This is a genomic window from Bifidobacterium pluvialisilvae, assembly GCF_019331695.1.
Lineage (GTDB): Bacteria > Actinomycetota > Actinomycetes > Actinomycetales > Bifidobacteriaceae > Galliscardovia > Galliscardovia pluvialisilvae.
In genome coordinates this window covers 50,731-68,707 of record NZ_JAHBBI010000012.1, presented here as the reverse complement: position 1 = coordinate 68,707, position 17,977 = coordinate 50,731, and the positions used below count along the sequence as shown (strand labels likewise).

General features: G+C 64.5%; 13 protein-coding genes. 1 reads left to right on the top strand and 12 read right to left on the bottom strand.

Going from position 1 to position 17,977, the window contains the following annotated elements; genetic code table 11:
- The 6 genes from KIH77_RS09400 to KIH77_RS09375 all read right to left on the bottom strand — a co-directional run.
- The coding region (locus KIH77_RS09400; protein WP_219101264.1) for a cell division protein at window positions 1-1,563 on the bottom strand (1,563 nt) is incomplete at its 3' end.
- A gap of 482 nt (window positions 1,564-2,045) precedes the next feature.
- Window positions 2,046-2,705, bottom strand: a complete 660-nt coding sequence (locus KIH77_RS09395; protein WP_219101263.1) for a pyroglutamyl-peptidase I — start codon at window positions 2,703-2,705, stop codon at window positions 2,046-2,048.
- 72 nt (window positions 2,706-2,777) lie between these two features.
- Complete coding sequence (locus tag KIH77_RS09390) at window positions 2,778-3,650, bottom strand: IspD/TarI family cytidylyltransferase (RefSeq protein ID WP_219101261.1); 873 nt, start codon at window positions 3,648-3,650, stop codon at window positions 2,778-2,780.
- A 144-nt stretch (window positions 3,651-3,794) separates the two neighbouring features.
- Window positions 3,795-4,826 carry a purine nucleoside phosphorylase YfiH/LACC1 family protein gene (locus KIH77_RS09385; RefSeq protein WP_219101259.1) on the bottom strand — a complete coding sequence of 344 codons (1,032 nt, stop codon included), beginning with the start codon at window positions 4,824-4,826 and terminating at the stop codon, window positions 3,795-3,797.
- 192 nt (window positions 4,827-5,018) lie between these two features.
- Window positions 5,019-6,671 carry a peptidase U32 family protein gene (locus KIH77_RS09380; RefSeq protein ID WP_219101257.1) on the bottom strand — a complete coding sequence of 551 codons (1,653 nt, stop codon included), beginning with the start codon at window positions 6,669-6,671 and terminating at the stop codon, window positions 5,019-5,021.
- Window positions 6,672-6,853: 182 nt separating this feature from the next.
- Window positions 6,854-7,516, bottom strand: a complete 663-nt coding sequence (locus tag KIH77_RS09375; RefSeq protein WP_219101255.1) for a LysE/ArgO family amino acid transporter — start codon at window positions 7,514-7,516, stop codon at window positions 6,854-6,856.
- Between the two features lie 531 nt (window positions 7,517-8,047).
- Here KIH77_RS09375 and KIH77_RS09370 point away from each other — a divergent pair.
- Window positions 8,048-9,631, top strand: a complete 1,584-nt coding sequence (locus tag KIH77_RS09370; protein ID WP_219101253.1) for an aminotransferase-like domain-containing protein — start codon at window positions 8,048-8,050, stop codon at window positions 9,629-9,631.
- A gap of 73 nt (window positions 9,632-9,704) precedes the next feature.
- On the opposite strand, the gene KIH77_RS09365 is transcribed toward KIH77_RS09370, so the two are convergent.
- From KIH77_RS09365 to KIH77_RS09340, 6 genes are all read right to left on the bottom strand, one after another.
- Window positions 9,705-10,571, bottom strand: a complete 867-nt coding sequence (locus KIH77_RS09365; RefSeq protein ID WP_219101251.1) for an aldo/keto reductase — start codon at window positions 10,569-10,571, stop codon at window positions 9,705-9,707.
- A gap of 697 nt (window positions 10,572-11,268) precedes the next feature.
- The gene (locus tag KIH77_RS09360; protein WP_219101249.1) at window positions 11,269-11,925 is read right to left on the bottom strand and encodes a GntR family transcriptional regulator; all 657 of its coding nucleotides are present in this window, start codon (window positions 11,923-11,925) and stop codon (window positions 11,269-11,271) included.
- 511 nt (window positions 11,926-12,436) lie between these two features.
- Window positions 12,437-13,906, bottom strand: a complete 1,470-nt coding sequence (locus KIH77_RS09355; protein WP_219101248.1) for an MFS transporter — start codon at window positions 13,904-13,906, stop codon at window positions 12,437-12,439.
- A gap of 305 nt (window positions 13,907-14,211) precedes the next feature.
- The gene (locus KIH77_RS09350; RefSeq protein WP_219101247.1) at window positions 14,212-15,234 is read right to left on the bottom strand and encodes a zinc-binding alcohol dehydrogenase family protein; all 1,023 of its coding nucleotides are present in this window, start codon (window positions 15,232-15,234) and stop codon (window positions 14,212-14,214) included.
- Window positions 15,235-15,963: 729 nt separating this feature from the next.
- Window positions 15,964-17,247, bottom strand: a complete 1,284-nt coding sequence (locus KIH77_RS09345) for an enolase C-terminal domain-like protein (protein WP_219101246.1) — start codon at window positions 17,245-17,247, stop codon at window positions 15,964-15,966.
- A gap of 64 nt (window positions 17,248-17,311) precedes the next feature.
- On the bottom strand, window positions 17,312-17,974 hold the full coding sequence (locus KIH77_RS09340) for a GntR family transcriptional regulator (protein WP_219101245.1): 663 nt from the start codon (window positions 17,972-17,974) through the stop codon (window positions 17,312-17,314).
- Window positions 17,975-17,977: the final 3 nt, after the last annotated feature.

Here is a 17,977-nt window from a genome sequence, read left to right as displayed (position 1 = left end):
CATGGCGACCGTGGCCTCAACAGGGGCCGCGGCGGTGGGCTGGTCGAGCACCGGCTCGGCGGGGGCGGAGGCCGGGGCGGCCGTCGGAGCGGACGGCTCGGCTTCGTTGTCGTCGGCTTCCGGGGCGGGGGCGCCGCCGACCGGGGGCATGCCGGCGCCGGTCACGCTCACCGGGGTCGGATGGTCCTCGGCCACGGTGTTGACGACGGGCACGTCCGGGGCGTCGCCCACGCCGGCGGGCTGGTCGTCGGGGGACGATGCGGAGACCGCACCGGCGCCGGCGCTCGTGGCGAGCGGGGTTGCCGGGGATTCCGCGGCCGGGTTGCCGAAGCCGAACGCGTTGGAGAAGATGGAACGCAGCTCGTCCACGCGGGCGGTGATGGACGCCTCGCGCGACTGCAGTGCGGCGATGTGGTCCTGCAGGCCTTCGATCTCCTTCTGGGCGGCCTCGCGACGCTGCTGGATCTGGGCTTCGGCCTTGCGCGTGGCCTCGTCCACCAGCGCCTTGCTGTGGGCGTCGGCGTCCTGGCGCTTCTGTGCGGCGTAGGCGTCGGCGTCGGCGCGGGCGGCGCGGGCCTGGGCGAGCAGCTCGTCGGACTCCTGCTGGGCCTGTTCGCTGCGCTCCTTGATATTGGCCAGCACCTCGTTGACCTTCTTGGTGGCGTCGTCCTGCTGGGCGGCGATGTCCTTGCGGATCTGCTCCACCTCGGCGGAGACCTTGGCCAGACGCTCGGCGCGCTCCACGTCGGCGGAGTCGGTGAGACGGCGGGCGTTCGCGTTCGCCTTCTCGAGAATCTCGCCGGCCTGGCGCTTGGCGTCGGACAGCATCTTGCCGGCCTGGTCGCGCATATCGTTGAGTCGGGCGTTGGCCTGGTCCAGCGCCTTCTGGATGCGGTCGTCGGACTCGTTCTTCTTGCGGGCGATCTCCTCGTCGGCGGCCTTGCGCTGGTTGGCGATCTCCTGGGTGAGCTGCGTGCGCTGCTCGTTCATCTCACGCTCGTGCGTGGCCTTCTGCGCGGCCAGGGCCTTCTCCTGGTCGCCGCGCTTGGTGGTCAGCTCGAGCTGCAGGGTGTCGCGCTGCTCCTTGGCCTGCTTCTCGGCCACGGCCTTGAGCTGCTGGGCGGTCTGCTTGGCGGAGGCGAGAATCGTGCTGGCCTCGGTGCGGGCCTTCGACACCATGGAGTCGGCTTCGGTGCGAGCGTCGTCATGCACCTGGTTCGCGTCGATGGACGCGTTGTTCATGATGGTGTCGGCCTTCTGCTGCGCCGTGCGGCGAATCGTGGCGGCGTCCTGCTTGGCGCGGTCGAGCAGCTCGCGGCTGGTCTGCTCGGCGGAGCTCAGCAGCTGCTGGGCGGAGGCGCCCAGGGATGCGAAGGAGTTCTTCTGCGGCGCGGCCTTCTTGGCCTTCTCCTCCTGGAGCTCGGCCTCGAGCTTCAGGATCCGCTGGTCGTAGGCGCGAATCTGCTCGCGCATGCGCGCCGTGTTCTCGCGCATCTCGGCCATGGCCTGCTCGACCCGCTCCTTGTCATATCCACGCAATACCACAGGGAAATTTTCTGACATCACGAACTCCTGCCTTCGCACACAACGTAAGGATTGTGACGGGACGACACGCCCCGACTGCCAGAAACTTTAGCGCAGAAACCACGCGAAACCATGGCCGCCACGCCACGTTGCCACACATGTCTCACACACACGGCCTGATGGGGGCGGGATCCTTCGACTACGGCCTATGGCCTCCGCTCAGGATGACAGGAGGACCGACGTTCAGGATGACATGCGAACCGGCCTATGGCCTCCGCTCAGGACGACAATGGAGGCGACCGGCGGCCGGCACTCAGGACGACATGAGGACCAGCCGGCACTCAGGACGACAGAAAGACGGGCGGCCACCACATCCACACTGTCATTCCGAGCGAGCGAAGCGAGTCGAGGAATCTGAACCGCGCAGATCCTTCGACTACGGCCTATGGCCTCCGCTCAGGATGACATGAGGAACGAGCTTCGGCCTCCGCTCAGGATGACGATGGGACCAAGCCCCATCGTCAATCCGCGCAGATCTCGTCGGCGAAGGGATGGACGGCGTAGTCCACGGTGGCGCGCACGGCGTCCTGGGCGGCCAGAATCATCTGGTCCAGCGACAGCCCGGAGCCGTATTTGCCGCCGTCGCCCACCTTGGGGAAGCTCATGAACCCGGCGAGGGTGTTCGTCTGCGCGGCGTTCCAGTCCAGCAGCTGGTAGAACAGCGAATTGCATACGAACGTGCCGGCGTCCGAGCTCAGCGTCGCGGGGATGTTGCGCTTGGTGAAGTCGTGCAGGATCGCGCGCAACGGCAGGCGGGTCCAGTACGCGGCCGACCCCTCGGGGTTGATGGGCGTGCGGCGCGGCTGCACGTTGTCGACGTCCGGTCGCGAGGCGTCGATGAGATTCGTGGCGCAGCGTTCCAACGCCACCGAATGCGAACGGGTTTTCAATCCCGTGGCGATGACGATGTCGGGATGGACGGCGTCGATGGTCTCGCGCAGCGTCGGCCACGCGTTCTGGAAGCTCAGCGGCAACAGCACGGACGTCACGGTGGCCGACGTGCCGTCCGGCATGTCGTCTATGCCATGGGATGACAATGTGCGGGCCACTTCGGCGGACGGATTGACCTCGATGCCATCGTAATGGTCGAATCCGGAAATCACGACGTTGAACTGCTGCATGATGCTCAGTGTAGCCGCCGGCATGGCCCCGACGACGCCGACGTCGACGGGGCCGCCGGCGGGGCGCCGTGGTCAGCGATGCATCTGTTTGAAGGCCTCGGCGAACACGGCGTGCATCCGTTCCTTGGCCTCCTCGCGGGTGCGCGGGCCGCGAATCGATTCGGCGATGTTCTCGGCGATCGGGATGTCGGCCAGCGTCGTGATCTTCAGGTTCGTCTCCGAGCCGGCGACGATGGCCACGGGCGTATCGGGCAGATAATCCACGACCACGCGGGTGTCGTCGGTCGGATGGAAGTCGGGGTCGTCGGCGGCGGCCGCATACGCCTTGCGGATTGTGGCGAAGCGGAACGCCTGCGGCGTCTGCGCGCGGAACGTGTTCGGCCGTTCCGGCACCGAACGGATGACCTTGCGGTCGCCGAGATCCTCGGTGAGCAGCACGGTGTCGGTGGACGCCACGGCCACGGTGGCGGCCTCGAACTCGTCGAGCGCGTCGATGCAGCCGTCGATGGAACGGCGTTCGACGAACGGACGGACGGCGTCGTGGATCAGGATCTTCGCCCCGTCGGGGATGCCGGCGTCGGCGAGCATCTGCAGCGCGTTCTGCGTGCTGTCGGAACGTTCGGCGCCACCGGGGATGATGGCACGGACCTTGCCGAAGCCGTTGGCGTCGATAAGACGATTGACCTCGTCGGCGACCTGCGCATTGACGACGACGATGATGTCGGTGATCCGAGGATCGCCTTCGAACGCCTCGATGGACCAGACGACGATCTCCTTGCCGCCGACCGACACCAGCTGCTTGGGGTTGTCGGGGTCGAACCGGGTGCCGAACCCGGCCGCCAGCACCACGGCGACCACGGGCGCCGCGGACGCCGGCGAAGCCTGCGGATCGGGGGATGCGGCCTGGGTCTGCTCTGACTGCGGAACACTGCTCTTCTCACACATGGACCCCACCGTAGGCGTCCGGAACCCCCCCCGAGCGCCGTTCCCGCATATTCTGCACCGAATATGCAACTGGCGTGGCGGGACGACGGCGGCTCAGGAGCCGCCGTCCCGTTGCCGCCGGCGCCAGGCTGCGCCTTCGCTCCCCTACTCGCGCACGACGAGGGCGAGGAGGCGGCCCTCATGGGTCTTGCCGGCGAGCGCGGCGCGGCGGTGCGAGTACCACAGCGGGTTTTCGAGCGTGCACAGGCTGTGGCGCACGTTGCCGAGGCGTTCGTGCAGTTCGGGGTCGCCTTCGTTGTCGGCACGGCAGAGGGCCTTGAGCTCCTCGTCGTCGGCGAGGTACTTGGTGGCGGCGTTGACGCGCGGCATGGAGTCGACCGTGTGGTGCACGCCGGCGAACGCGAGGTCGATCATCGCGGCTTCGGCGATGTCGATACCGGCGCCGCCGAAGCGTGACGTGGTCTTGGTGAGGGGGAAGCGCTTCTGGAAGTCGTCGGCCACCTCGTCGCCAACCTCGTAGCATTCGCCGCAGATGCGCGGGCCGAGCGTGGCGACGATTTCGTCACGCCTGGCGCCCTTCTTGACCATCAGATCGACGGTCGCGCCGATGATGCCGCGCTGGAGTCCACGGCGCCCGCAGTGGGCGGCGCCGATGATGCCGGTGGTGGGGTCGGCGAACAGGACGGGCAGGCAGTCGGCGGCGAACATGCCGAGGGCGATGCCCTTGCGCGACGTCACCTGGCCGTCGGCCTCGATGCGCTGCGATTCGCGTTCCTCGCCGGCTTTCGTGCCGGAGGCGTCGAAGCCGTAGGGGGCGTTCTCGCGGAACAGTTCGTCGGCGTCCACGGCGACGGCGGAATGCATCTGGCCGACCAGCGAGAGCTTCGCGTGGATCTCGCCGGCGAGCGCCTCGCGGTTGGATTCGATGGCGGCGGGGTCGTCGCCGCCGCGGCCGCCGAGGTTGAGGGCCGCGTAGTCGCCTTGGGAGACGCCGCCGAGGCGTGTGGTGTAGACGACCTTGATGCCGGGCGCGAGCGGGACGGGGATGGTGACGGGCACGGGGCGGCCATCGTCGTAGTGGGTGGGCAGCGTGTTGCTGTCGAGGATCTTCGCCTTGGGGTCGTCGGGGTTGGGGTTGTTCAGCGGGTTGGTGTCGGTTGGGTCGGAGTTGGTCATGGTGCCTTCTTGTGTGTTGGGATCGCTGTAGGGTGTCGGCTCCCGCCGGCGGGAGCTGTCAGCCGTGAGGCTGACTGAGGGTGGTCAGGTCATATCAGGCATGCTCGACCACCCCCAATCTCGACTGCCGTCGATCCAGCCCCCGCCGGCGGGGGCGGAGAATCAGCCGTCTGCTGTCGCCGGCGGGGACGTCTAGGCGGCTTTGAGCGTGGGCTTTTTGGTGCGTGAACGCATGGCGGCGTTGATGGGCACCTTATGCGGGCAGGGCAGGGAGAACACGCGCGCCGGATGGTTGATCTCGGCGACGGGCACGCCGTCGGCGTCCTCCAGTCCGTCGGCGGGCACGGTGTAGGCGAGCGGCGCCTCGCCGGGCAGCACGAATTCGACGAGCTGGCCGGGTTCGATCTTGTTGCGGGCCATGATGGTCGCCCGGCCGCCGCGTTCGGCGCTCCAGTCGAGTACTTCGCCCACGACGAGCCAGTCGCGGAAGTATGCGGACCGGTCGGTGTTCTGCGTCACCTTGTGTTCGGGGTAATAGAATCCCGTGGAGTAGTCGCGGTGGGCGACCTTGTACGGCTCCTCGACCAGCCAGTCGGGCAGTTCGACGTGCGGTGCCGGGCGGCATTTCGCATGGTGCCAGCCTTCGGGCAGCACCTCCTCGCGCGTGTTGGACTTGCGTCGGGTGGAGCGGGCCCGGTAGCTCATGTCGTCGAGTTTCGCGCCGCCGGCGGAGCGTGCGGCCGCGTCCTCCACGGCATCGGCGGTTCCGTTGACGCCTGCGGTTCCGTCGGCACCGTCGTCCGCGGTCGGCGGTTCGCCCGGCATGCCGGCGAACGCCTTGTCGGCGTTGTGCTCGATGACGTCGTCGGCAGTCCGCGCGAAGTCCGGGTCGCCGGGACGAATCACCCGGTCCTGGTATGGCTTGAGCACGTTGCCATCGGCGTCCTCGAATCCGCGCTGCACCATGTAGGCGTCGACGGCGGTCTTGTACGCGTTGGTCATGGCGGCCACGTAGTAGGCGCTCTTGGACCGGCCTTCGATCTTGAGGCTGCTGGCGCCCGAGTCGAGCAGGTCGTCGATGTGCTCAAGCATGTTCATGTCCTGCGAGTTGAACAGGTACGCGCCTTCCTCGGTCTGTTCGATGGGATAGTACTGGCCGGGCCGCTTCTCCTCCACGATGGAATACTTCCAGCGGCAGGGCTGCGCGCATTCGCCGTGGTTGCCGTCGCGGCCGGTGAGGTAGTTGGAGAACAGGCAGCGGCCGGAGAACGCCATGCACATGGCGCCGTGCACGAAGCATTCGATGTCCATGTCGTCGGGGATGCGGGCGCGGATGTCGCGCACGGCCTGCAGGTCCATTTCGCGTGCGAGCACGACGCGGCGCGCGCCGAACTCGTACAGCGCCTGCGCGGCGCCGTAGTTGGTGACGCCGGCCTGCGTGCTCACATGCAGTTCGAGGTCGGGCGCGATCTGGTGGGCCATCATCATCACGCCGATGTCGGTGACGATGAGCGCGTCGATGCCGGTGTCCTTGAGCTGGCCGATGTAGTCGCGGATCGCCTCGACTTCGGCGTTGCGCGGCAGCACGTTGAGCGTCACGTACACGCGCGAGCCGACGGCGTGGGCGTAGCGTGCGCCCTCCTCGAAGTCGGCGAGGCTCAGGTTGCGCGGAGCGCTTCTCATGCCGAAGGCCTTGCCGCCGCAGTAGACGGCGTCCGCGCCGTAGTCGACGGCCGTCTTGAGTCCGCGCAGGTTGCCGGCGGGGGCCAGCACCTCGGGTCGGCGACGTCGGCGGAGCCCGGCCGACGTCTGCGGGATGTTCAGGGTTTCAGTTGATGAAGTCATAGCATAGGCCAGTCTAGCCGAGGGCTATCTCCAAGTTCTGGGCGGATTTTCCCCGGCGCGAAGGGCAATCTCCATCTTCCGGGGCGACGCAGGGCGATATGCCGAGTAGCACCGTTGGAATTCCGGAGGCCATACAGCTCGAACGCGGCGTCGGGACACCAGAAGATGCAGATAGGTGTCGTCTACAGCACCGCCATGGCGAATTCGGCAAGCAGCTTGAGCCCGTAGACGATGATGACCACGCCGCACACCTTGTTGAGCACGTTCACGACCTTGGGGCTGAACCGGTCGCGGAACGCGGAGACCAGCAGCGTGATGCCGATGAACCAGCCGACCGACGCGGTCTCGACGCCGGTGATGAACGGCGTGGACTGCGAGGCGGTGAGCGTGGCGCTGAACGCGCCGAGCATGAGCGTGCCGTCGATGAGGGCCTGCGGGTTGCACCACGTGACCACGCACGCCGTGGAGATGGTGCGGCCGAGGTCGTCGGACCCCGCCGCGGACTTCACCGACGTCTTCCTACCGGAGTCCCGTTCCGCGGTGGCGGCCGAGCCGGAGGCGTCCTCCGGCTTCGCGCGCAGCAGACCGGCCCCGATGCGGATCACCACGAGGCCGCCGACGGCCAGCACGCCAAGTTGTAGCCACTCGTACCGCTGCATGAGCGAGCCGACGCCGAAGAAGCACGACAGCGAGAGCGCCACCTCGAACACGATGACGATGAGCGCGGTCATCAGCGCGCGACGCCGCGTCTTGGTCAGCGCCGAATTGATGACGAACAGATTCTGCATGCCGATCGGCGCGATGTACGCCAATCCGACCGTGAGTCCCTGCAGATAGAATCCCATGATTGCGTTCCGTTCCTTCTCGCTTCATCTCGGTCGGTCAACCAAGTCATCTTTGGTTGGTTTGACACCAACCAACCAAAGACAGCCAAATATACATACGTTAACCGACTGTTTCCATTGCAATTACTGCAATCCTCGATAACCAAACGATTATTGTAGGAGTACAATACCAATCAGCAACCAGCCAAAATATAATGAGGGTACTCAACCAAAGAGCACGATGTGTTAAGGAAGGTGATGCGCATCAAGAACGACAATCCAAGCCCGTGAAAGATGCTTCGACTCCGGCCAACGGCCTCCGCTCAGCATGACAGGAGATCCCCGGCGCCACACGCCACTCACTTTCACCCTGAGCGAGCCCACGCCCCACCGTCATCCCAAGCAAGCCCACACCCCACCGTCATCCCAAGCAAACCCACACCCCACTGTCATCCCAAGCAAGCCCACACCCCACTGTCATCCTGAGCGAGCGCAGCGAGTCGAAGGATCTTCCACCCACACCCCGCACCACCCAACGAAAGGACCCGCACCATGTCACGACCGGCACCACTTGCCATCGATTGGAAGCCGGACCGCACGTCGGACACACCAATCACCGAGCAGATCGTGCAGTACATGTGCGCGCAGGTCTCGGGCGGCGCCTGGCCCATCGGGTCGCGGCTGCCATCGCAGCGCGCGATGGCCGAGGGGTTCGGCGTGAACCGGTCTACGGTCATCGCGGCCGTCAACGAACTGGCCGACTACGGTATTGTCGAGGGACTGCACGGTGCGGGCACGCGCATCGTCAGCAACACATGGTCGCTGATGCTGCCGGGCGCGCCCGACTGGGCGGACTACGTGTCGTCGGGGTTCTTCAAGGCGAACAACACCACCATCCAGGCCATAAACCGTCTGGAGTTCGACCCGTCCATGGCGCGTCTCGGCACCGGCGAGCTCGATCCGCGACTCTTCCCCCGCGACATGTGGCGTGCCGTACTGACGGAGGCGGCCGACGAAATCACATCGATGGGATATCCCGAGCCGGAGGGCATTCCCGAACTGCGCGAGGCCATCGCCGAACACATGCGCGAATCCGGCATCGAGACCGGCCCGGAGCAAATCCTCGTGACGTCGGGCGCCCTGCAGGCATTGCAGATCATCTCGGTGAGTCTGCTGAGCTCGGGATCGACCGTGTTCGCCGAGGCGCCGAGCTATATCAAATCCCTGCAGGTGTTCCAGTCGGCGGGCATGCATCTCGCCGGCGTACCCATGGATGCGGACGGCATCGATGTCACGGCGCTGTCGAATATCCTCTCCGGCGGTGCGGCATCCGCGGCCGCGGCCTTGGATGGCGGACCGAAGACGACGCCGCTTCTCTCCTCTGCGACGTCGCGTCGCAACAGCCGCAACGGCCGTGGTTCGGTGCTGTATACGATTCCGACGAACCATAATCCCGCGGGCATCATCATGAGCGCGGCACGACGCCGTGAGCTGCTGGAATGCTGTGTGGCCAACCGTCTGCCGATCATCGAGGACGGCGCGTACCAGGACCTCGTCTTCGACGACGACGTTCCCGCGTCCGGCTTCCCCGTTCCTTCCGCGCCGCCGACTCCGCTCAAATCAATGGACGAGACCGGCATGGTCATCTATCTCGGTAGCGCGTCCAAGGCGCTGGCGCCCGGCCTGCGCATCGGATGGATCGTGGCGCCCGAACCGATTGTGCACCGGCTGGCCGACGTGAAGATGCAGATGGACTATGGTGCGAGCCGGCTCTCGCAATGGGTGTTCGCACGGTTCCTCGCCACGGGCATGTACGGCCGGTTCCTCGGCGAACTGCGGTCGGAGCTGCGCCGGCGCCGTGACGCCGCGCTGATGACGCTCGACCGGCTGTTCGGCGACGTGGCGCATTGGAACCGGCCCGGCGGCGGATTCTACATCTGGCTGACGTTCGACGAACCGATGCCGATGGGCCGGCTGTTCGCCAAGGCCGTCGAGGCGGGCGTATTGCTCAACCCCGGTGATATCTATGATTTCGAGGGCGATAATTCGCTGCGTCTCAGCTACGCATACACCACGCCGGCCGAGTTCGCCGACGCCGCCGAACGATTGGCCGGAGTGGTGCGCGAGTTGGGCTGAAACGACAACGAACCGGCGAGCCGCAATGGTTCGCCGGTTCGATCTGGCTGTCGGCCGATTCAGGCAACCCGGCTCAGCCGAGCTTGGCAAGCTCCTCTTCAGTGAGTTCGAGGTCGCCGGCCTTGAGCGAGTCGAGGATGGTCTCCGGGCGGTGCGCGCCGGGGATCACGAACATGTGGTCGCCCTTGGCGAGCTCCCAGGCGAGCACGACCTGCTGATAGCTCACGCCATGCGCGGCCGCGACCTCGCGGAACGGGTCGAACTTCGATTCGTCGTACGGATGACGGTAGCCGCCGAGCGGGCTCCAGCAGACGAACGCAAGGCCCAGCTTGGCGCAGTAGTCGAGCGTGTCCTGCGTGTCGAGATAGATCGGCGAGTACTGGTTCTGCACGGCGATGAGCTTGTCGCCGAGGATCGAACGTGCGATGTCGATCTGCTCGATGCTTGCGTTGGAGACGCCGGCGTACTTGGCCACGCCTTCGTCCACGAGCTGCTTCAACGCTTCGATGGATTCGTTGTACGGCACCTCGGGGTCGTGACGGTGCAGGTACAGCAGGTCGATGGCGTCGACGCCAAGCGCCTGCGCCGACTGCTTGCCGTAGGCGAGCAGATGTTCGGGCTTGCCGTCGCGCGGCCACAGCGGCTCACCGTTCGGTCCCCATTCGCGACGCAGACCGATCTTCGTGGCCACCGTCACCTCGTCGCGCGGGCCGTTCCAGGTCTCAAGGGCCTCGCGGGTGAGCTTCTCGCCGGTCTGTTCCTCCTCGCCCGGCGTGTAGTACGCCCATGCGGTGTCGATGTGGCGGCAGCCGGCGTCGAGCGAGGCGTGCAGCGTCTCGATGCCGACGTCGTGTCCGCGGTTGTTCTCGATGGTCAGCGGCATCTCGCCGTGGCCGATGGCCGTCGTGTCGAACGGGCCGAGATTGCGATGCATCACCATGTGCAGCTCCTTAGATTCGGAAAGATCACCGGACGAACGGACGTCCGCCCTCTCAGTCTAGTGTGAGGGGAACCGCACACGGCCGCGACACCCGACGCCCGTCTACAGCCACAGGGTGCGGGCCACAGACCACGACGCCCACCTACGCACAGGCCATGAGCCATGGTGTCGTCTCCATGAAGAACACCTGTCGGCCCATCGCCAGTGGGTCCGGACAATCACATTCGTGGGTCTGGACAATCACAACCCGGAATCGCAACCCGGATTTGTGGGTCCCGACGTTCACATTAGTGGGTCCCTACGTTCACGTTCGTGGGTCCAGACGACCACGAGGCGGATTTGTGGGTCCGCCCTGTTCAATAACCGTGGGCCAAACCGTTCATAAACGGGTTTGTGGGTCTACCGCATACACGAGGACGCCGAAAACACCGTCCTCATGAACGGATAGACCCACTTTCGTTTTTCCGCGACCGGACGGACCCACAAAACCAACTCCGACGATCGTATGGACCCACAAAACCAACGCGGCAGACCCACAAAGCCAATAACGCCATGCCATATACCCGGCACTATCCTGACGCAATGCCATATACCTGGCGCCATGCCATACACCTGACGCCAACCTGACGCCAACCTGACGCCAACCTGACGCCAACCTGACGCCATGCCATATACCCGACGCCATGTGATGCGCCGTCTACATGAAGAACGCCTGCCGGCTGCGGTAATGCTGCTGGAAGTCCTCGAGGGCGCTGCGCTGATGCGCACGCATTGCCTCGACCGCGGCGTCCACGTCGCCGTCAAGGATGGCGTTGAGAATCACCAGATGCTCCCTGCACGCGTCGCGCACGCGTTCGGCGCGGATCGACGCCATGACCGACCGTACGCGCTGGTTCTGCGTCATCAGCATCTTCATGATGTCGACGAGGCAGGAGTTGCCGGTCCGCTCCGCGAAATACATATGGAGTTCGAAATCGAAGTCCTGACTGACCTCCTCGGTGGTGTCGTCGGATTCGATCTTGGCGACCACATAGTCGCGGTATTTGACCACCGACGTCCTGTCGAGGTTCGGAAACGCCTTGCGCAGCATTTCCGGTTCGATCATCAGTCTGGCTTCAAGCATGTCGAAGGCGTCTTTGACGGACAACTGGCTGACGATCACGCCCTTGCGTGGCATAAGCTGCAGCAGCTTCTCCTCCGCGAGCCGGTTGACGGCCTCGCGGACGGGGGTACGACTGATGCCCAGTGCCTGAGCGACCTCCTGCTCGTCGAGATAATCACCGGGTTTCAGTTCGCACGCTATGATCCGCTGACGCAGATAATCGTAGGCGATATCCTTCTTGCTCCGTGTCATAGTTACGCATAATACCTGTGGTAAAGAGGCCGAAAAACCGATAGTTCCAACTTTTTCCCGATAATGTTATGCGTTCGCCGAACGTGTAACGTTATTCCTGCGGTTGAACGGCGGGTTCATCGTCATCGATGACGCCGAATACGAGGAAATGGGGAGAAAACGATTGCCTATGGCATCGGTCTTCGATTTCGGCCATGGGTCGGGGCCGATGCCTTCGGACGACGTGCCGCAGGCGAGGATGCCCCCCCCCCACGACGTGCCGGGAATAATGATTGCGCCCGGTCTCGGGGGCGTTCCCCGAAGCCGGGCGCAATCGGCGTCATCGAGGTTCCGTTGGCCGCTGGCAGCGCGGGCGGTCAGGCCTCCGGCGGATCGTCCGCTTCGGCCGCGGGAACCGGTTGATGAACAGTTGTCGGATGGCGACCGCCCTGCGGAGGCCGCCATCGGATGCGATCACATTGCGGTAATCGCACTGTGGCAGATCACACTGTGGCAATCGCACTGTGGCAGATCACATCGCGTCCTCTCGGACGGTCAGGTCGCGTCCGGAGACCTCGGGCATGACCACCGCGGCGATGAGGGTGCAGATGGTGTAGAAGGCCATGAGCACGGCGAGGGCGATCCAGGAGTTGAACACGGCGACCAAGGCGGCGGCGACCAGCGGGCCGAAGCCTCCGGTGATGAGGTTCGGGATCTCCTTGGCGAGGGCGAGCTGCTCGTAGCGGTGGGCGGAGCCGAAGCATTCCGCCATGGTGATGTTCTCCAGCGAGAAGAAGGAGAGCACGGTGACGTTGTGCATCACGATGTAGCCGATGAAGAACAGCAGCGTCGGGTTGGAGAAGTGCGGGACCATGCCGGTGGCGGTCTGCTCGAGCGTGGTGTCGGTGCCGAGGTTGTTGACCATGAGCAGGAAGCACGGCACGATGAGGATCAGACCGATGATGGTGACGACCTTGTACATGTGCTCGCGGCCGAACCTGTCGCCGAGCCAGCCGATGAACGGTACGGTCAGGAAGCCGACGAGCGACGAGTACACGACCACGTTCGAGGCGACGGACTTGGAGACGAGCAGGTTGGCGGTGAGGAAGGTGATGAGGTAGGTCTGCACCATGCCGGAGTTGCCGCACTGGCCGAAGCGCAGCACGCAGGCGACCAGGAACGCCTTGAGGGAGCGCGGGGTCTTGGCGATCTCGGCGGCGGCCTTCTTCTCGGCCTCCTTGCGGGCCTTCTCGGCGTCCTTGTCGAGCGGCTTGTCGTAGCCGGCGATGGTCTCCTCGACGGAGGTCTCGTAGACCGGGGTCTCCTTGAGGTGGATTCGGATGAACACGGCCACGGCCATCACGATGACGGAGCCGAGGAACGGGATGCGCCAGCCCCAGTTGACGACCGCGTCGTTGCCGAGCCAGCCGAGCAGGATGGCCCAGATCAGGCCGGCGAACAGGGTGCCGGAGTTGGTGCCGAGTGCGGTGAAGGCGGAGACGATGCCGCGGTGCTTCTTCGGTGCGTATTCGGCGAGGAGCACCGAGGAGCCGGCGATCTCGGCGCCGGCGCCGAAGCCCTGGGCCAGACGCAGCAGCACGAGCAGGGCCGGGGCGAGCAGACCCACCTGGTCATACGTAGGTAGTGCGCCGATCAGCGTGGTGGCGCAGCCCATGATGGCGATGGTGATGAACAGCACCTTGGTGCGGCCGATGCGGTCGCCGAGGCGACCGAAGTACCATGCGCCGATCGGGCGGGCCACGTAGCCCACGCCGTAGACGGCCATGGCCGACATGATGGCGATGGCCTGCGAACCGTGCCCGAAGAAGATGTCCTTGAACACAAGGGCCGCTGCCAGCGAGTAGAGCTGGAAGTCCATGAACTCGAGTGCGGTGCCCAGCCAGCCGGAGACGGCGGCCTTGATGAGATCGGCGGTGGTGCGCTGGGCCAGCGTCGGCTCGGCACCTTTCGCCTCGGTGGTGGTGACGGTGGAGTCAGACATTTTCGTCTCTCTTTCATACTGCATGCGACGATGGCGGACATCGTCGCCGCGGGCAACGTCGTCCGCGGAAAATCTGGACAATATCACAATCGGCAATCGTGACGATGATTGCCGTCCCGGCGATATCGGCGGGGAGCAGAACGCGGATGGCCATGCCGGAATAAGGGGAAGGGCGGACCGGGGGCGGGAAATCCCTAGGACGGAAGACAACATCCCGCCCCGGAGCATGGCCATGGGCGTTCATCGATCGGCGGCGGCGCGGAATACGTCCGCCGCCGAAATCCTATGCGGCGATTCGACGAACGTCAGTCGCCGAAGGTCAGGACGAGCTTCTTGACCTCCTCGGGATGCTCATCGAGGAGCTTGAAGGCCTGTTCGGCGTCGTTGAAGTCGAAGACGTGCGTGACCATGCCGTCGTCACCCAGCGTGCCGGCCTCCATCATGCGGATGATCGGGTCGAACTGGAACGCCTGCAGACGCGTGCCCACCACGGTGAGCTGCTTGGCCATGATCGGCTTCTGCGGAATCGGCACGGGTTCGGGGCTCATGCCGAGCACCACGATGGTGCCGGCCACCGAAGCCAGGTCGAAGCAGGCCTGGAAGGTCTGCGGCAGGCAGGCGGCGTCGAGCACGACGTTCGCCATCTCGCCGTGCGTCCACTCGGCGACGGCCTCCTTGAGGTCCTGGGTCCTGGTGTTGACGACCACGTCGGCGCCGTTGGCCTTGGCGAACTCGAGCTTCTCGTCGACGATGTCGGAGACCATCACGGTCGCGCCCTTGGCCTTGGCCACGCGCAGGATGGCGATGCCGATCGGGCCGGCGCCCTGCACCAGCACGCGGTCACCGGCGCGCACGTCGCCGCGGGTGGTGGAGTTGCCGGCGATGGTGTACGGCTCGGCGAGCACGGCCGTGGTCCACGGGATGTCCTTGCGGATCTTGTGGGCCTGGATGTTCTTGATGACGAGGTATTCCTGTTCGCCGCCGTCCACGTGGACGCCGTTGACCTTGAGGTCCTCGCTCACGTTCGGCATGCCGCGACGCACCGCATAGCTCTTGCCGCTGTAGGTGATCGGCTCGATGACGATGTGATCGCCCGGCTCGAGGTCGTCGACGCCGGCGCCGACCTCCTCGACCTCGCCCACCATCTCGTGGCCCATCACGCGGGGGTAGGTGACGAACGGGTTCTCGCCATGGAGAATATGCACATCGGAGCCGCATACGCCCACGGCCTTGATCTTGACGAGCACGTCGTCGCGTTCCTCGATCTGCGGCTTGGCCACCTCTTCGATGCTGAGCTCGTGGGGTCCCTTGACTACAATGGCCTTCATTGGTCGTCCTTTCCTTGGTGCGGCGCTGCCCTCGTGACGTCGGTCTGTCGACCGTCGTCGGCTGGCATCGGGTTCATCGCTGAACACGTCGCTGTTTCCTCTTCGTCGTCGAGGAGTCCGGGTTGTGGTGCTGTCGGCGGCCGAACGCAACCCGATGTCGTTCGACGCCCCGCGAATCCGATTCGATGTGCTTCCTTGGTCGTACTGGTCGTACAACCGTTGGAATCATAAGGAATCCTCTTCGTTATCCCTTGATTATTATTTAGTTATAATTGATTTATAACAAGATAATAACATAAAAAATCCCTTCGTCAACCAGACCGGAAAACGATGCATCAAAAAAGGTTTTCGCAATAATGGATGGTTCCGCGGTCACATTGCGACAGCTTGCGACACGCTGTCCCAACCCTCACGGATGGCTCGGATTTCGATTACCTGTGGTTTTCCCCTGGCTCCATCGAAGACGCCCGACTCCGCGGTTTTGCCCATCGGCCGTATCCGGCGATTGTTATCGCTTCCCACGACTGCTCCCCCGATGCCCCGGATGCCTCTCGGAGCATGTTCTCGCGCAAATCCACCACAACCGACTTTCGCGGATTCACCCGCCAGCTCCCCCATTCGTCCCGATAATTGGTCACAAAACAGAAATTTGGTCGATTCATATCGTGAGGACATCACAATCCTCATCCTTATGATGAATCGACCAAATTCCCGATATTTATTGTTGGCTCAGCCCTTGTATAGGTATTTCTCGGCGGTTTCGAGGGTCATCTCGGTGCCGTTGCCGGGCGCGGTCGGGGCCACGTAGTTGCCGTTCCTAATCTCGGTGGGGTGGACGAAGTGCTCGTGCTGGTTGTCGACGTACTCGATCATGCGGCCCTCGGTCGTGCCGGAGACGGCCACGTAGTCGAACATCGCGAAATGGCACACCGCCTCGCACAGGCCCACGCCGCCGGCGTGCGGGCACACCGGCTTGTTGAACTTCCTGGCGAGCAGGTACTCCAGCACGATCTCCTGCGGACCGGCCACACGCGTGGCGTCGACCTGCATGATGCCGAACGCGTTCGCCTGCAGATACTGCTTGAACATGATCCGGCTCTGCATCTGCTCGCCGGTCGCGACCGGAATCGGGTTGATCGCCCGCGCGATCGTCGCGTGGCCGATCACGTCGTCCGGGCTCGTGGGCTCCTCCACCCACGCCAGATCGAACTCGTGGAACCGGTTGATCCACTCGATCGCCTCGGGCACATCCCACACCTGGTTCGCGTCCACCGCCAGTCGCACGTCCGGGCCGATCGCCTCGCGCGCCAGGGCCAGGCGGCGCAGGTCGTCGTCCACGTCCTGCCCGACCTTGAGCTTGATCTGCCTGAACCCCTTGACCCGGGACTCCTCCCTGGCAAGGGCGACCATCTTCTCGTCGGAGTAACCGAGCCAGCCGGCAGCGGTGGAATAACCAGGATAGCCGGTCTCAAGCAGGTGCCGGATGCGAGCCTCCTTGCCCTTCCGCCCGGCCCTGAGGATCTCGACGGCCTCCTCCGGGCGCAGCGCGTCCGACAGATAGCGGAAGTCGAGCGTGGAGACCAGCTCCTCCGGCTCCATCTCCGCCAGCAGCCGCCACAGCGGCTTGCCCGCACGCCTGGCCTTGACGTCCCACAGGGCCGAGAGCACCGCGCCGATGGCCATGTGCTCCACGCCCTTCTCCGGGCCGAGCCAACGCAGCTGCGAATCATGGACGAACAGGTCCCACGCCTTCTTCATGTCGTCCAGCAGCGGCTCGACCTCCATGCCGACCAGACGCCCGCCCATCGACTCGATGGCCCTGCACACCACGTCGTTGCCGCGGCCGATCGTGAACACGAAGCCCACGCCCTTGATCCCGTCGTCCGCATCCGTGTGCACCTCCACATACGCCGACGAATAATCCGGATCCGGATTCATCGCATCCGAACCCGACAACGTACTCGACGTCGGAAAACGAAAATCAAACACCCTCACCGCAGTAAAACGACTCATAACAGGCTCCTTTGCCTTTGTATGTTCATGGAGCCGGATGCGTGAGCATGCCTATGGCTCCGTATTACAGACTGAAATATTCGTGATTGAAGTCCCCAAGCCGATCGTAGCTTTCGCGGGAACGCCGCAGGTGCGTTCGCAACGCTTCTACGGCCCCGTCAAGGTCATCATCGATGGCCTTATCGAGTATCGCCACATGTTCGTGGCATGATTCGAGCACTCGTTCGCTACTCAGGGATGAAGTGATGGCACGCATGCGCTGGTTCTGCGTCATGAGACGACGCATGGTGTCATTCAGATAGTCGTTATCCCCCGCGCCGGTGAGATACAGGTGCAACGTGGTGTCGAAATCCTCGACGGACTGCTCCACCCGTGCATCCCCGGTCACGATCTTCGACTGTTCATGATCACGGAATTCGGCCAGCCGTCCGGCATTCAGCAAGTGGAATCCCTTGCGCAGCAGGAACGGTTCAATCAGGTACCTGGCCTCCATCATGTCATTGATGCTTTTCAGAGAGATACGACTGACCAGTATGCCCCGGCGCGGCAGCACCTGCACCAGACCTTCTTCCACAAGACGTCGCGTCGCCTCCCGAATCGGAGTGCGGCTTACGCCGTTCTCACGGGCCAACGTCTGCTCATCCAGCAGGTCGCCGGGACGATATTGCCCCATGACAATCCGTTCGCGGATGAACTCGTATGCCGTGTCCCTCTTGCTTTGCGTCATAGT

What these genes read in the sequence shown, in the direction of transcription:
- KIH77_RS09395 (WP_219101263.1), bottom strand. Translation starts at nt 2,705, where the DNA reads ATGCAGCAGTTCAACGTCGTGATTTCCGGATTCGACCATTACGATGGC.
- KIH77_RS09390 (WP_219101261.1), bottom strand. Translation starts at nt 3,650, where the DNA reads ATGTGTGAGAAGAGCAGTGTTCCGCAGTCAGAGCAGACCCAGGCCGCA.
- KIH77_RS09385 (WP_219101259.1), bottom strand. Translation starts at nt 4,826, where the DNA reads ATGACCAACTCCGACCCAACCGACACCAACCCGCTGAACAACCCCAAC.
- KIH77_RS09380 (WP_219101257.1), bottom strand. Translation starts at nt 6,671, where the DNA reads ATGACTTCATCAACTGAAACCCTGAACATCCCGCAGACGTCGGCCGGG.
- KIH77_RS09375 (WP_219101255.1), bottom strand. Translation starts at nt 7,516, where the DNA reads ATGGGATTCTATCTGCAGGGACTCACGGTCGGATTGGCGTACATCGCG.
- KIH77_RS09370 (WP_219101253.1), top strand. Translation starts at nt 8,048, where the DNA reads ATGTCACGACCGGCACCACTTGCCATCGATTGGAAGCCGGACCGCACG.
- KIH77_RS09365 (WP_219101251.1), bottom strand. Translation starts at nt 10,571, where the DNA reads ATGGTGATGCATCGCAATCTCGGCCCGTTCGACACGACGGCCATCGGC.
- KIH77_RS09360 (WP_219101249.1), bottom strand. Translation starts at nt 11,925, where the DNA reads ATGACACGGAGCAAGAAGGATATCGCCTACGATTATCTGCGTCAGCGG.
- KIH77_RS09355 (WP_219101248.1), bottom strand. Translation starts at nt 13,906, where the DNA reads ATGTCTGACTCCACCGTCACCACCACCGAGGCGAAAGGTGCCGAGCCG.
- KIH77_RS09350 (WP_219101247.1), bottom strand. Translation starts at nt 15,234, where the DNA reads ATGAAGGCCATTGTAGTCAAGGGACCCCACGAGCTCAGCATCGAAGAG.
- KIH77_RS09345 (WP_219101246.1), bottom strand. Translation starts at nt 17,247, where the DNA reads ATGAGTCGTTTTACTGCGGTGAGGGTGTTTGATTTTCGTTTTCCGACG.
- KIH77_RS09340 (WP_219101245.1), bottom strand. Translation starts at nt 17,974, where the DNA reads ATGACGCAAAGCAAGAGGGACACGGCATACGAGTTCATCCGCGAACGG.